A 13,360-nucleotide genomic window follows, 5' to 3' on the forward strand; every position below is an offset into this window, starting at 1 on the left:
TCTACGAGTCGGCGGCGACACGATTCCGCGCCCCCGCTCAGTTCCCGGCGGCCCGGCGGTCCACCCCCCGTACGGACCGGCGAACCCGCGGAGGACCCGTGACCACGCTCGCACTGCACCACGAGATCCACGGTTCCGGCGGTGTCCCGCTGCTGCTGGTGCACGGCGGCGCGGGCACCGTCGGCACGAACTGGCACGCGGTGATCCCGGACCTGTCGCGCGACCGCGCCGTCGTCGGCGTCGAGCTGCAGGGGCACGGGCACACCCCGCACGCCGACCGGCCCTACACCTTCGCGAACTCCGCGGCGGACCTCGCGCGGCTCGTCGCCGGGCTCGGGACCGGCCCGGTCGACGTGATGGGGTTCAGCAACGGCGGGCCGACCGTCCTGGAGCTCGCGCTGGGCCGGCCGGGCCTGGTCCGGCGGATCGTCGTCGCGTCCGGGTTCACCCGCCGCGACGGCATGGTCGACGGCTTCTGGGACGCCTTCGACGCCCCCGACATCGCGCAGCTGCCCGCCCCGCTGGCCGCGGCCTACCGGGAGATCAACCCCGATCCGGCGGACCTGCGGCGGATGTTCGACCTCGACATCGCGCTGATGCGCGGGTTCCGCGACCTGCCCGACGACCGGCTGGCCGCCCTGGCCGCGCCGGCGCTGTTCGTCGGGGGCGACCGCGACGTCGTCCGCCCCGAGCACACCGTGGCGACGGCGGCCGCCGTCGGGCACGGCCGGGCCCTCGTGCTGCCGGCCGGGCACGGCGACTACCTCGGCATGGCCGGCCTCGAGGAGCCCGACCCGGCCACCACCGCCGCGTGCCTCGCCGTCGTGCGCCGGTTCCTCGACCGGCCGTGACGGCGCCGCGACCGGCTCAGGGCAGCAGCACGCACCAGGCCCGCGGCCAGCGCAGGACCCGGGCGACGGCGTCGTCGTCGCCGGCCCGCAGCAGCCGCGGGTGCAGCGGGCGCACCCGCCCCGACCCCGGCTCGTAGACCGACCAGGTGCCGTCCGCCCCGGCGCCGGTGACGAGCACCCAGTGCCGGGGCAGGAACCGGGACCCGACGAGCAGCGGGACCGGCCCGGAGCCCGGGACCCGGCGCAGGACGGCGGCGGTCGCCGGCCGGACCCGGAACGGCCCGGCGGCCGGGGCGTGGCGGCGCAGCCAGGCCCGCATCCCCCACGGGGTCGTCCCGAGGGCGCGCGGCCAGACCCGGTTGGCCTGACGGTGCGCGGTGCGCTGGGCCGCGGCGAACCGCCCGGCGAGCGCACCGGGCCACCCCGATCCGGTCAGCGCCGCGGTCACCACCAGCACCGCGGGACCGCAGGAGACGCCGTCCACCTGGCTGCCGAGCAGGGTCCCGACGGCGGGCGCGCCGCCGTCCGTGCCGCCGGTGCCGTCCACGCCGCGGGTGTCGTCCACGGCCCGAGCCTGCCCGGCCGCGGCACCGGCCGCACCACGACCGGGGGCGGCCCTACCCTCGCGCCATGACCGCACTCACGCCCGAGGTCGCCGAGTTCCTCTCCCACGGCACCCGCACCGGCATGCTCGGCTGGACCGCCCGGGACGGCCGCCCGCTCGTCGCGCCCGTCTGGTTCCTGGTGGAGGACGACGCCATCGTGTTCAACACCGGCGCCGACACCGCGAAGGGGAAGGCGATCGTCCGTGACCCGCGGCTGGTGCTGACCGCCGACCTGCCTGCGCCGCCGTACGCGTTCGTGCAGGTCCAGGGGGTCGCCGAGACCAGCGAGGACCCCGCGGAGCTGCTCCGCACCGCGACCGCGCTGGGCGGCCGCTACATGGGGCCGGACCGCGCCGAGGAGTTCGGGCGGCGCAACGGCGTCCCGGGCGAGCTCGTCGTGCGGATCCGCCCGACGAAGGTGATCGCCCACCTCGACATGACGGCCTGACCCGGCACCCCGCCGGCCGGTCCGGCACGCGGTGTCCGGTTCCGGGCGATGAGTCCCGGTCCTCCCACCGGTCCCCCCTCCCGAGAGGACGGTGGACCATGACTCAGCTCGACCTCCGGCACGGCGGCGGGCGGGTGTTCGCGCACCTGCTGGTGAGCACCCTGGTGGTGTCGGTCGTGAACTTCACGGTGTGGTTCGCCGTGACGTTCTGGGTCTTCCTGGAGACCGGGTCGGTCGCGGCGACGGGGATCATCGCCGGGATCTTCCTGGTGGCGACGGCGCTCACCGGCATCCCGTTCGGCGGGATCGTGGACCGGTTCGGCAAGCGCGCGGTCATGCAGGCCTCGGCCGCGGTGTCGGCGCTGGTCTACGCGGGCTGCCTGGCACTGCTGCTGCTGGCGCCCGCCCAGGAGTTCCGGGACCCGACGAGCCCGGTGCTGTGGGCGCTGGTCGTCGCGCTGATGCTCGGCGTGATCGCCGGGAACCTGCGCACGATCGCGCTCCCGACGCTGGTGACGCTGCTCGTGCCGGCGGGGGTGCGGGACCGCGCCAACGGCCTGGTCGGCACGGCCACCGGCGTCTCGTTCCTGCTCACCTCCGTCGCCTCGGGGCTGCTCGTGGCCGTCGACGGGATGCGCACGGTGCTCGTCGCCGCGCTCGTCGTGCTGGTGCTGTCGCTGGCACACCTGGCCCGCGTCCGGCTGCCCGACGGGCCGGTGCCCGCCGCACCGTCCGGCGGGACCGGGCGCGAGGGCCTCGACCTGCGGGGCACCGTCCGGGTCGTCGCGGCTGTGCCGGGGCTGCCCGCGCTGGTCGTGTTCTCGTGTGTGAACAACCTGCTCGGCGGGGCCTTCATGGCGCTGATGGACCCCTACGGCCTGTCGATGATGTCGGTCGCGGCCTGGGGCCTGCTGTGGGGCGTGCTGTCGGCCGGGGTGATCGTCGGCGGGCTGCTCGTCGCCCGGGTCGGGCTGGGCAGCCGCCCGGTCCGGACGCTGCTGCTGGTGAACGCGACGCTGTGGGCGTCGACGATGCTGTTCCCGCTGCAGGCCTCGGTCGTGCTGCTGACGCTCGGCATGGCGGTGTTCATGCTGCTCATGCCGTTCGCGGAGGCCGCCGAGCAGACCGTGCTGCAGCGCGTCGTGCCCTACGGGCGTCAGGGCCGGGTGTTCGGGTTCGCGCAGAGCGTCGAGCAGGCCGCGTCACCGCTGACCGCGTTCCTGCTCGCCCCGTTCACCGAGCTCGTGGTCGTCCCCTTCATGAGCGACGGCGGCGCCGGTGCGGCCGCGATCGGACCCTGGTTCGGCACCGGGACGGCCCGCGCGATCGCCCTGGTGTTCGTGGTCTGCGGCACCCTGGGCGTGGTGCTGACCCTCGCCGCCCTGGCGAGCCGCCCCTACCGTCGGCTGTCCGCGGCCTACGCGACGGCGCCCGCCTCCCCCGCCGCGCCTGTCGCCGCAGACCCGGAGCCCGACAGGGCTGCGGGCACGGCCGCAGCGCGGGTCACCCCGACCGCCGTTCCCACGAGCCCGGCCGCGGTCCCCGCGACACCTGCCGCCGTCGTCGTGACCGCTGCACCCGGCCCCGCCGTCGCGGACCGGCCTCCCGCGGCGCCGGGGGTCGCACCCCGACCGTGACCCGGGCACGGCCCGGTCCCGGGGAGCGGACCGTTCACCAGAGCAGGTCGGGGCGCCGCAGCGGGCCCGGGGCCGGAGCCGCGTCCCGGCGGGTTCCCGCGACGCCGCCGCGGCGGCCTCACCGGCGCGACAGCGCGGGGCGCGACGACGGTGGCACCGGGCAGGGCGGGTGCCGCGGCGCCGGCGGGACCACCGGCGGCCGCGACATCGAACAGGGGGCGTCCGAAGACGACCACGCCCGCCGTTCCCACCCGGACGGGTGCGACCGAACCGGCCCCGCGGGTGAGCTGCGGGCGAGGGCTCAGCCGAACAGCGCCGGGATCTTCAGGACGAGCTCGTAGAGGCCGTAGGCGAACGGCACCCCGACCCAGATCCAGGCCAGGACCGCTCCGAGCCACTGTGCGGGCCCCCAGGTCGACGACGACCCGGCGGCCTCCGGAACGCTGCTCACGCGGTCTCCTTCTGCTGCTCGGCCGCCTCGGCGGCGGGCTCGTGGTACGTGCCGTCGACCGGCTTGATGAGCTCGTTGCAGACGAACGCGATCACCAGCAGCACGATCATGATGACGAACGCCGTCGTGTAGCGGGCCGGGCCCTGCACGCCCGCCTCGATCCGGGCGTCGGCGATCGCGTTGACGATCAGCGGGCCGAGCACGCCCGCCGTCGACCACGCGGTCAGCAGCCGGCCGTGGATCGCGCCCACCTGGTAGGTGCCGAACAGGTCGCGCAGGTAGGCCGGGACGGTGGCGAACCCGGCGCCGTAGAACGACAGGATCAGCACCGCCGCGACGATGAACAGCACCCGCGACGAGTTCGGGATCAGCGTGATCAGCAGGTAGAGCAGCGCGCCGACACCGAGGTAGATCCGGTACATGTTCTTGCGGCCCAGCACGTCCGACAGCGACGACCACGCGATGCGCCCGGCCGAGTTCGCCAGCGACAGGATCGCGACGAAGCCGCCGGCCGCGGCCGCGAGCGTCGCCGCCGCACCGTTCTCGGCGAAGAAGTCCTGGAAGATCGGCGAGGCCCGCTCCAGGATGCCGATGCCGGCGGTGACGTTGAAGCAGAGCACCACCCACAGCAGCCAGAACTGCGGCGTCTTCATGGCGTTGGCGACCGACACGTTGCCGGTCGAGATCATGCCGCTCTTCTTGGCCGTCGAGGGGTCCCAGCCCGGCGGGCTCCAGCCCGGCGCGGGCACCCGGATCAGGATCCAGCCGACCGACATGAAGACCAGGTAGATCAGGCCCATGGTGAGGAACGTGGAGCCGATGCCCGACGCCGTCGCGTTCTCCCCGGAGCCGCCGAACGCCGAGAGCAGCGAGTTGGTCAGCGGGGTCGCGATGAGCGCGCCGCCGCCGAAGCCCATGATCGCCAGGCCGGTGGACAGGCCCGGACGGTCCGGGAACCACTTGATCAGCGTCGACACCGGCGAGATGTAGCCGATGCCGAGACCGATGCCGCCGACGAAGCCGTAGCCGAGCACGACCAGCCAGTACTGGCCGGCGTAGAGCCCGAGCCCGGAGATCAGGAACCCGGCGACGAAGCAGCTCGTCGCGACGACCATCGCCCAGCGCGGGCCGTTGCTGTCGACCTTCGTCCCGAACAGCGCCGAGGACAGGCCGAGCATGATGATGCCGAGCGTGAACGGCAGCGCGGTCGCGACGCCGGACAGGTCCAGCGCGTTCGCGAGCGGGGTCTTGAACACGCTCCAGGCGTAGACCTGGCCGATCGCGAGATGGATGGACAGGGCCGCCGGTGGGACCAGCCACCGGCTCCATCCGGGTGGAGCGACGATCCGCTCCCGCGTGAGAAATCCGGACATGACGTCCCTCCGTCGATCGTTGACGGAGCAACGCTAAGTAGTCCGGAAAGGGGCGGCAACCCGGGCGGGTCTCGATACGACAACGCCGGTCCCGCGGACGGGACCGGCGTCGTGGCCGGTGCGGTGCGCGGCTCAGGCCGAGCGGTCGCGGCGCTCCCGGCGCTGCGGCTGGCGCGGGACGATCGTCGGGTTGACGTTGTCGCGCACCGTCTGTGCCGTCACGACGACCTTCGCCACGTCGTCGCGGCTCGGGATGTCGTACATGACCGGGAGGAGGACCTCCTCCATGATCGCGCGCAGGCCGCGGGCGCCGGTGCCGCGCAGGATCGCCTGGTCGGCGACGGCCTCCAGGGCGTCCTCGGCGAAGTCGAGCTCGACGCCGTCCATCTCGAAGAGCTTGCGGTACTGCTTCACGAGCGCGTTGCGCGGCTCGGTGAGGATCTTGACCAGGGCGTCCTTGTCGAGCGAGGTCACCGAGGCCACGATCGGCAGCCGGCCGATGAACTCCGGGATCAGGCCGAACTTGATCAGGTCCTCGGGCAGCGTCTCGGCGAACCGCTCCGCGGAGTCGAGGTCCTTCTTCGAGCGGATGTCGGCGCCGAAGCCGATGCCGGACTGCCCGACCCGCTCGCCGATGATGCGCTCCAGCCCGGCGAACGCGCCGGCCACGATGAACAGCACGTTCGTCGTGTCGATCTGGATGAACTCCTGGTGCGGGTGCTTGCGGCCGCCCTGCGGCGGGACGCTCGCGGTGGTGCCCTCCAGGATCTTCAGCAGCGCCTGCTGCACGCCCTCGCCGGAGACGTCGCGGGTGATCGACGGGTTCTCCGACTTCCGCGCGATCTTGTCGACCTCGTCGATGTAGATGATGCCGGTCTCGGCGCGCTTCACGTCGTAGTCGGCGGCCTGGATCAGCTTCAGCAGGATGTTCTCGACGTCCTCGCCGACGTAGCCCGCCTCGGTGAGCGCGGTGGCGTCGGCGATGGCGAACGGGACGTTGAGCATCTTGGCCAGCGTCTGCGCCAGGTAGGTCTTGCCGCACCCGGTGGGGCCGAGCATCAGGATGTTCGACTTGGCGATCTCGATGCCGTCGGAGGAGTCGCCACCCGCGGCCCGGCTGCGCTCGCCCGCCTGGATGCGCTTGTAGTGGTTGTAGACCGCCACCGACAGCGTCCGCTTGGTGGTGGCCTGACCGACGACGTACTGGTCGAGGAAGTCGTGGATCTCGGTGGGCTTGGGGAGCTCGTCGAGCTTCACCTCACCGGCCTCGGCCAGCTCCTCCTCGATGATCTCGTTGCAGAGATCGATGCACTCGTCGCAGATGTAGACGCCGGGGCCGGCGATGAGCTTCTTGACCTGCTTCTGGCTCTTCCCGCAGAACGAGCACTTCAGCAGGTCCCCGCCGTCGCCGATGCGTGCCATAGGTGTCGATCCCCAGTCCTGGTCCGGCGTTCTCGCGTCGTGCCCGTCGCCCCGTGGGGGATGACGGTACCTGCCCGCTCGCCTGCTCGGGGACCGGAAACGGTGTCCGGTTCCCGGCGGGTCGCCGGGCGGTCACCGGCGGCCGGGACCGGCCGCCGGTGACCCGGGTGTCACTTGCCGCCGGCGGTACCGGACAGCTTGCGGCTCTGCACGATCTCGTCGACCAGGCCGTAGTCCTTGGCCTCCTGGGCCGTCAGGATCTTGTCGCGGTCGATGTCCTCGCGCACCTGCTCCGCGGAACGGTTCGAGTGCCGCGCGATGACCTCCTCCATCCGCTTGCGGATGCGGGAGATCTCCGCCGCCTGGATCTCCAGGTCCGACACCTGGCCGTACACGCCCTGGGTGGCCGGCTGGTGGATCAGGATGCGGGCGTTCTCGACCGCCATCCGGCGGCCGGGGGTGCCCGCGCAGAGCAGCACCGCCGCGGCCGACGCCGCCTGCCCGAGGCAGACGGTCTGGATGTCGGGGCGGATGAACTGCATCGTGTCGTAGATCGCCATCAGCGACGTGAACGACCCGCCCGGCGAGTTGATGTAGAGCGAGATCTCGCGGTCCGGGTCCAGCGACTCGAGGACCAGGAGCTGGGCCATCGTGTCGTTCGCCGAGGTGTCGTTGATCTGCTCGCCGAGGAAGATGATGCGCTCCTCGAACAGCTTGTTGTACGGGTTCGACTCCTTGACCCCGTAGCTCGTGCGCTCCACGTAGGACGGGAGGACGTAGCGCGAGCGGGCCGGGTCCGGAGCCCAACCACCGGGGCCGCGCAGGTCGGCGACCGACTCGGGGTGGCGGGGGTCGAAGGTGCTCACTGGGCGCTCCCGTTCTGCGACTCGCCGATGCGACCGGCGTGCGTCACGACGTGGTCCACGAAGCCGTAGTCCTTGGCCTCCTGGGCCGAGAACCAGCGGTCGCGGTCCGAGTCGCGCTCGATGGTCTCCACCGACTGCCCGGTGTGCTGGGCGATCAGCTCGGCCATCTCCCGCTTCGTCCGGCGGAACTGCTCGGCCTGGATCGTGATGTCGGCCTCGGTGCCGCCGACCCCGGCGGACGGCTGGTGCATCATGATCCGCGCGTGCGGCAGCGCCGAGCGCTTGCCCGGGGTGCCCGCCGAGAGCAGGAACTGCCCCATCGACGCGGCCATGCCCATCGCCGTGGTCGCCACGTCGCACGGGATCAGGTTCATCGTGTCGAAGATGGCCATGCCGTCGGTGACCGAGCCACCGGGCGAGTTGATGTAGAGCTCGATGTCCTTGTCCGGGTCCTCGGCCGCGAGCAGCAGCATCTGCGCCGCGATGCGGTTCGAGATCTCCGCGTCCACCTGCTGGCCGAGCACGATGATGCGCTGCTGGAGCAGGCGGTCGTACACGGAGTCGGACAGCGACATCGCGCTGATGCCGGACCGCATCTGCGGCCCGGTGCCGCGGCCCGCGGACGGGCCGGTGTCCTGCTGGCTCACTTCACCCTGCTTTCCGAAGTCGGGCCCTCCCCCGCGGCGCGTGCGCCGCGGGGGACGGTCCCGGAGTCTTCCTCTGGATCGCTCTCGGTTCTCCGGTGTCGGGTCTTGCGAACCCGCATCCGCGTCCCGCGTGGGGAGGCGGTTCGGAGCCGACCCTACGCGGAGCAGGAGCCCCGCGTAGGGAACGACGCCCGTTGTTCGCCGACAGCGCACCGCGCGTCGGACGAGGCCGGGTGACGGGCCGGATCAGGCCTTCGCGTCGGCCGTGTCGGCGGCCGTGTCGGCCGCCTCGTCGCCGGTGGCGGCCTCGTCCGCGTCGGCCGGGACCTCCTCGACGGTGGTCTCGTCGTCGTCGGAGCCGAGCAGGTCCGACAGGTCGACGGGCTCGCCGCCCGGGAGGGTGACGGTCGCCGCGCGGACCGCGGTGATGAGCGCCTTGGAGCGGCGGACGTCCTGGTAGATCACGCCGAGCTGACCGGCCTGCTGGATCTGCTGGACGAACTGCTCGGGCGCCATGCCGTACTGCTGGGCCTGGTAGACGATCCGCTCGGTCAGCTCCTGGTCCCCGACCGAGATCTCCTCGCGGTCGGCCAGGGTGTCGAGCACGAGGCGGTAGCGGACGGCCTTCTCGGCCTCCTCGCGCGTCTCGGTGTCGAACTGCTCGCGGGTCTTGTCCTGCGTGGACAGGAACTCGGCGAACTTGTCCTCGTCGTGGTCGAAGGCGTGCACCGCGTCGTGGGTGCGCGTCTCGATCTCGGCGGCGACGACCGACTCCGGCAGCGGGACCTCGGCGCCCTCGACCAGCGCGTCGAGCAGGCGGTCGCGGGCCTGCGCGGCCTGCTCCATCCGCTTCGACCGGCCGAGCCGCTCGCGCAGGTTCTCGGTGAGCTCGTCGAGGGTGTCGAACTCCGAGGCCAGCTGGGCGAACTCGTCGTCGGCGTCGGGGAGGTGACGCTCCTTGACGGTGGTCACCTTGACGGTGATCTCGGCGTCGGAGTCGGCGTGCTCGCCGGCGACCAGCTTCGAGGTGAAGGTCTTCTCCTCGTCGGCCGACATGCCCTCGAGGGCCTCGTCGATGCCGTCGATGAGACCGCCCTGGCCGACCTCGTAGGAGAAGCCGGTGGTGGTGGCCTCCTCGACGGGCTCGCCGTCGACGGCCGCGGACAGGTCGATCTGGACGTAGTCGCCCTTCTGCGCCGGGCGCTCGACGCCGGCGAGGGTCCCGAAGCGGGCCCGCAGCTGGTCGAGCTGCTCGGTGACCTCGTCCTCGGTCACCTCGGTCTCGTCGACCTCGACGGCCAGCCCGTCCAGCTCCGGCAGCGTGATCTCCGGGCGGACGTCGACCTCGGCGGTGAACGTGAGGCGCTCGCCGTCGGCGATCTCGGTGACCTCGATGTCCGGCCGGCCGATCGGGGTGACGTCCTCGGACGTCACCACGGCCTCCTGGTACTTCGCCGGGATCGCGTTGTTCACGACCTCGTCGAGCACCGGGGCGCGCCCGATGCGGGCCTCCAGGATCCGCGCCGGGACCTTGCCCTTGCGGAAGCCCGGGATGTTGACCTGCTGGGCGATGGTCTTGTACGCGCGGTCGAAGTCGGGCTTGAGCTCGTCGAACGGCACCTCGACGTTGATCCGGACGCGCGTCGGGCTGAGGTGCTCGACGGTGCTCTTCACGGTGGAACTCCTTGGGCGGTACGAGTGCTGCAACGGGCCGCGGCTCGCGCGGCCCCCGGTCATGTGGCCCCGCCCGCCGGCGCCGGACGGTCCCGCTGCGAACGCGGAGGTCCCTGCCACCGGCCGCCGGGTGCGCGAACGCGCCCGGTGACGGCGGGGCTCGCGCGAGTCTAGGCGAGCCCGGTACCGGCGCGGCGGCCCGGGCGCGGGTCAGGCCCCGGCGGACCCGGCGGGAGGCACCTCGCCGGCCTCGCCGGCGGCCCCCACGTCGGCCACGGTGACGTCCACGGCCAGCGTGTCGTCACCGAGCACGGCGCGGACCCGGTCGGCGATCTCGCCGGCGACGTCGGCGAACGGGCGGCCCAGCCGCAGCACCACGGCGATCTCCACCGGGTCCGACAGCCGTACGCCCTGCACCCGGCGCCCCGGCAGGTACGAGGCGATCGAGCCGAAGGGGCCGCCGTCGAGCCGCAGCACCGACGGGTGGGCCAGCACGGCGTCGGCGACGGCCTGCGGCCCGGGTCCGGGGCTCGCGAACTCTGCCATGCGCCGACCCTAGCGATGCGCGGCCCGCACACGACGGCGGCGGCGCCCCGGGCCTGCCGGGACGCCGCCGCCGTCGTGCTGCGGGTCAGCTCTTGAAGGTGTCCTTGAGCTTCTCGCCGGCCTGCTTGAGGTTGCCGCTGGCCTGGTCGGCCTTGCCCTCGGCCTGCAGGTCCTTGTCGTCGGTGGCCTTGCCGGTGGCCTCCTTGGCCTTGCCACCGAGCTCCTCGGCCTTGTTGCTGATCTTGTCCCCGAGACCCATGACTCTCCCTGCATCCCGTGCGTGTCCGGCGGGCGCGTGCCCGGGCCGGTCGCTACCGTCGCTGACGACGGGGACTACCCGACCCAGGGTCCCTCCACACCCCGACGAGACGGACATGACGAACGCGCAGGTCAGCGGCCGGTCGGCCACCGGCGCCGGGTCGCCGCGGGCGGCCCGTGCCGCGCACGCCCCGAGCCGGGCGACGCTCGACGAGGCGACCCTGGTCGTCCGCGCCCAGGACGGGGACGCCGGCGCCTTCGAGGAGCTGGCCCGCCGCCACCAGGAGACGCTGTTCCGCGTGGCCGTCCGGGTGCTCGGCGAGCGCGCCGACGCCGAGGACGCCCTGCAGGAGGCGCTGATCGACGCCTGGCGGCGGATCGGCACGTTCCGCGGCGACGCGGCCTTCTCGACGTGGATGTACCGGATCGTGGTCAACCGGTGCACCGCGCTGGCCCGGCGCGCCCGGCGCACCGAGCCGCTGCCCCCCGACGACGGCCCCGGCGCGCCGCCCGACGACGGCCGCCGCTCGCCCGAGCGGGTCGCCGAGGTCGACGCGGAGATGGCCGCGCTGTCGCGGGCCGTCGCGTCGCTGCCCGAGGAGCAGCGCACGGCCTGGGTGCTGCGTGAGCTGGAGGGCCTGGGCTACACCGAGATCTCGCAGATCACCGGGGCGGGCGAGACCGCGGTGCGCGGCCGGATCCACCGGGCACGCGGCGCGCTGGCGGAGAGGATGCGGGCATGGCGCTAGAGGGGACCGACCGGGTCGAGCCGCTGGCCTGCGGCCGCGACGCCGCGGACGTCTGGGACCACGCCGAGGCCGGCACGCTCGACGAGCACGAGCGGACCTGTCCGCACTGCGTGCGCGCCCGCGCCGACCACGACCGGCTCGGCGGGCTGGTCGCGCGGATGGCCGCCGAGCCGCTGCGCCCGCCGCCGTCGGTGCTGGAGCAGGTCATGGGGGCCGTGGTCGCCGACCTGCGCCCGCACGAGCTGCTGCACCTCGGCCCGGACGCGTGGCTCGGCCGGCCCACCGCGGAGGCCGCGCTGCGCCACGTCGTCGACACCATGGACGGGCTGCGGGCCCGGCGCTGCCGGATCGAGCAGGACCGCGTCCCCGACGGCGTCGGCGGGGTCGGCGCCGCGCCGGTGTGGGTGCGGATGACCGTCGCCGCCCGGTTCGGGGTGGACCTCGCCTCGGTCACCGCGCGGGTCCGCCAGATGCTGATCTCGGCGGGCGACCGCACGCTGGGCGTCCCGATCACCGGGGTGGACATCCTGGTCGAGGACCTGTGGGAGGAGCCGGCATGACCGGACCGACGACCGTCACCGTCTCCGACCTGGCGGTCGCGCGGGTGGCCGCCCGCCGGGCCCGGGCGGTGCCCGGCGTCGCGGTGCTGATGGGCGACGTGACCCAGACGCTGCTCGGCCTGGCCGCGGACTGGCTGCCCCGCGACCCGGTGCCCGAGGAGCTGCGGCTGCACGGCCTGGTCGCGTCGGTGCAGGACGGCCGCGCCGAGATCCGGGTGACCGTCGGGGTCCGGTTCGGCGTCCAGTGCGCCGAGCTGGCGGAGCAGGTCCGACGCGAGGTCGCCGAGGAGGTCGCGCGGGTGTGCGGGCTCCCGGCGCGGGTGCGGGTCACCGTCGCCGACATCGTCCTGCCCGGCTGAGCGGCGCCGGACCGGCGGCACCGGTCAGCGGCGCCCGGCCAGCACGCAGTCCCCGCACAGGCCGCCGCCCGGCACCCGTACGTAGAGGCAGCACGAGCGCCGCCGGACCGCCCACTCGGTGTCGGGGTCGGCGTCGTCGAGACGCAGCACCCGCCCGGTCGCACCGGCCGGCAGCGGGCCGCGCAGCGCCGGGTGCCCGGTGAGGGCGTCGAGCACGGCCAGGTAGCGGGGCCGGGCCGGGCGGCGCATCGCCTCCAGCACCCGCGCGGCCCCCGCGACCGCGGAGACGACGTTGCCCCGCAGCACCCGCGGCGAGACCGCGACCCGGGCGGCGACGGCGTCGTACAGCGGCTCCAGGTGGGTCGCGAGCTCGCGCGCCAGCAGGTCGGCGGCGCCCCGCGGGTCGGTGCCCGCGTCCGGGACGGCGACGGCCGCCGGCGCGGCGGGCAGCGCGGGCGCCCAGGGATCGGCCGCGGCCGGGTCGCGGCGCAGCCCGCCGAGCCGCGGGAGCACCCCGTGCAGCGCGACCGCCGCGTACGGCGGCGAGACCAGTCGCGCGGCCAGGCCCTGCACCGCGACCGAGGCCGCGACCCGGCGGTCCCCGCCGAGCGCCGCGGCGACCTCGTCGATCCGGCGGCCGAGCGGGTCGTCGCCCCCGGGCGCGGCGTACAGCGCGTCCCACCGCACGGCGCCCGGCGGGGCGGGCACCGTCACGGCGAACCACGGCCCGATCGTCGCGAGGTCGGCGAGCACGGCACCGACCCGTCCGTCGGGCACCCGATCGGGTGACGTCGGACCGGGGCCGGGTGTGGCCGGAGGGGTCTCGGGTACGTCCATCGCGGCCCAGTGTGACCGGGCCGGCCGGGTCCCGTCCCGGCGGCCGCGGCCGACGCCGCGTAACGGTGCGCGCGGGG

The 13,360-nt window shown here is 74.2% G+C and carries 16 protein-coding genes; 6 read left to right on the forward strand and 10 right to left on the reverse strand.

Annotated elements, in window-relative coordinates:
- The first annotated feature begins 98 nt into the window (after positions 1-98).
- Positions 99-851: an alpha/beta fold hydrolase gene (locus WJX68_RS08825; protein WP_340287880.1), complete on the forward strand. Its 753-nt coding sequence runs from the start codon at positions 99-101 to the stop codon at positions 849-851.
- A 16-nt stretch (positions 852-867) separates the two neighbouring features.
- Here the strand turns inward: WJX68_RS08825 and WJX68_RS08830 are convergent, their stop codons facing one another.
- The gene (locus WJX68_RS08830) at positions 868-1,416 is read right to left on the reverse strand and encodes a hypothetical protein (protein ID WP_340287883.1); all 549 of its coding nucleotides are present in this window, start codon (positions 1,414-1,416) and stop codon (positions 868-870) included.
- 65 nt (positions 1,417-1,481) lie between these two features.
- On the opposite strand from WJX68_RS08830, the gene WJX68_RS08835 reads away from it, so the two are divergent.
- Both WJX68_RS08835 and WJX68_RS08840 read left to right on the forward strand, forming a co-directional pair.
- Complete coding sequence (locus WJX68_RS08835) at positions 1,482-1,904, forward strand: PPOX class F420-dependent oxidoreductase (protein ID WP_340287886.1); 423 nt, start codon at positions 1,482-1,484, stop codon at positions 1,902-1,904.
- A 98-nt stretch (positions 1,905-2,002) separates the two neighbouring features.
- On the forward strand, positions 2,003-3,541 hold the full coding sequence (locus WJX68_RS08840; RefSeq protein WP_340287889.1) for an MFS transporter: 1,539 nt from the start codon (positions 2,003-2,005) through the stop codon (positions 3,539-3,541).
- Positions 3,542-3,842: 301 nt separating this feature from the next.
- On the opposite strand, the gene WJX68_RS08845 is transcribed toward WJX68_RS08840, so the two are convergent.
- From WJX68_RS08845 to WJX68_RS08880, 8 genes are all read right to left on the reverse strand, one after another.
- Positions 3,843-3,992 (reverse strand): MFS transporter small subunit, encoded by a 150-nt coding sequence (locus WJX68_RS08845; RefSeq protein WP_340288595.1) that lies wholly within the window; start codon positions 3,990-3,992, stop codon positions 3,843-3,845.
- Positions 3,989-5,365: an OFA family MFS transporter gene (locus WJX68_RS08850; RefSeq protein WP_340287892.1), complete on the reverse strand. Its 1,377-nt coding sequence runs from the start codon at positions 5,363-5,365 to the stop codon at positions 3,989-3,991. Before WJX68_RS08850 ends, WJX68_RS08845 begins: the two co-directional genes overlap by 4 nt.
- Before the next feature lie 132 nt (positions 5,366-5,497).
- Entirely contained in the window at positions 5,498-6,787 is a 1,290-nt protein-coding gene (gene clpX / locus WJX68_RS08855) for an ATP-dependent Clp protease ATP-binding subunit ClpX (protein ID WP_340287895.1), read from the reverse strand.
- A gap of 170 nt (positions 6,788-6,957) precedes the next feature.
- Positions 6,958-7,611, reverse strand: a complete 654-nt coding sequence (locus tag WJX68_RS08860; RefSeq protein ID WP_340288550.1) for an ATP-dependent Clp protease proteolytic subunit — start codon at positions 7,609-7,611, stop codon at positions 6,958-6,960.
- Between the two features lie 38 nt (positions 7,612-7,649).
- Complete coding sequence (locus WJX68_RS08865; RefSeq protein ID WP_340288553.1) at positions 7,650-8,249, reverse strand: ATP-dependent Clp protease proteolytic subunit; 600 nt, start codon at positions 8,247-8,249, stop codon at positions 7,650-7,652.
- A gap of 297 nt (positions 8,250-8,546) precedes the next feature.
- On the reverse strand, positions 8,547-9,974 hold the full coding sequence (gene tig / locus WJX68_RS08870) for a trigger factor (RefSeq protein ID WP_340287898.1): 1,428 nt from the start codon (positions 9,972-9,974) through the stop codon (positions 8,547-8,549).
- A gap of 210 nt (positions 9,975-10,184) precedes the next feature.
- Entirely contained in the window at positions 10,185-10,520 is a 336-nt protein-coding gene (locus WJX68_RS08875; RefSeq protein ID WP_340287901.1) for a hypothetical protein, read from the reverse strand.
- A gap of 85 nt (positions 10,521-10,605) precedes the next feature.
- Positions 10,606-10,779 (reverse strand): CsbD family protein, encoded by a 174-nt coding sequence (locus WJX68_RS08880; RefSeq protein WP_340287903.1) that lies wholly within the window; start codon positions 10,777-10,779, stop codon positions 10,606-10,608.
- A 115-nt stretch (positions 10,780-10,894) separates the two neighbouring features.
- On the opposite strand from WJX68_RS08880, the gene WJX68_RS08885 reads away from it, so the two are divergent.
- From WJX68_RS08885 to WJX68_RS08895, 3 genes are read left to right on the forward strand one after another with little or no spacing between them, the layout of a single operon-like run.
- Positions 10,895-11,527 (forward strand): RNA polymerase sigma factor, encoded by a 633-nt coding sequence (locus tag WJX68_RS08885; RefSeq protein ID WP_340287906.1) that lies wholly within the window; start codon positions 10,895-10,897, stop codon positions 11,525-11,527.
- Positions 11,518-12,087 carry an Asp23/Gls24 family envelope stress response protein gene (locus WJX68_RS08890; RefSeq protein ID WP_340287909.1) on the forward strand — a complete coding sequence of 190 codons (570 nt, stop codon included), beginning with the start codon at positions 11,518-11,520 and terminating at the stop codon, positions 12,085-12,087. Before WJX68_RS08885 ends, WJX68_RS08890 begins: the two co-directional genes overlap by 10 nt.
- Complete coding sequence (locus WJX68_RS08895) at positions 12,084-12,446, forward strand: Asp23/Gls24 family envelope stress response protein (RefSeq protein ID WP_340287912.1); 363 nt, start codon at positions 12,084-12,086, stop codon at positions 12,444-12,446. Before WJX68_RS08890 ends, WJX68_RS08895 begins: the two co-directional genes overlap by 4 nt.
- A gap of 24 nt (positions 12,447-12,470) precedes the next feature.
- Here WJX68_RS08895 and WJX68_RS08900 read toward each other — a convergent pair whose 3' ends face one another.
- A complete protein-coding gene (locus WJX68_RS08900) occupies positions 12,471-13,223 on the reverse strand; it encodes a (2Fe-2S)-binding protein (RefSeq protein WP_340287915.1) in 753 nt (250 codons plus the stop codon).
- Between the last annotated feature and the right edge of the window lie 137 nt (positions 13,224-13,360).

This window comes from Pseudonocardia spirodelae, assembly GCF_037727765.1.
GTDB lineage: Bacteria > Actinomycetota > Actinomycetes > Mycobacteriales > Pseudonocardiaceae > Pseudonocardia > Pseudonocardia spirodelae.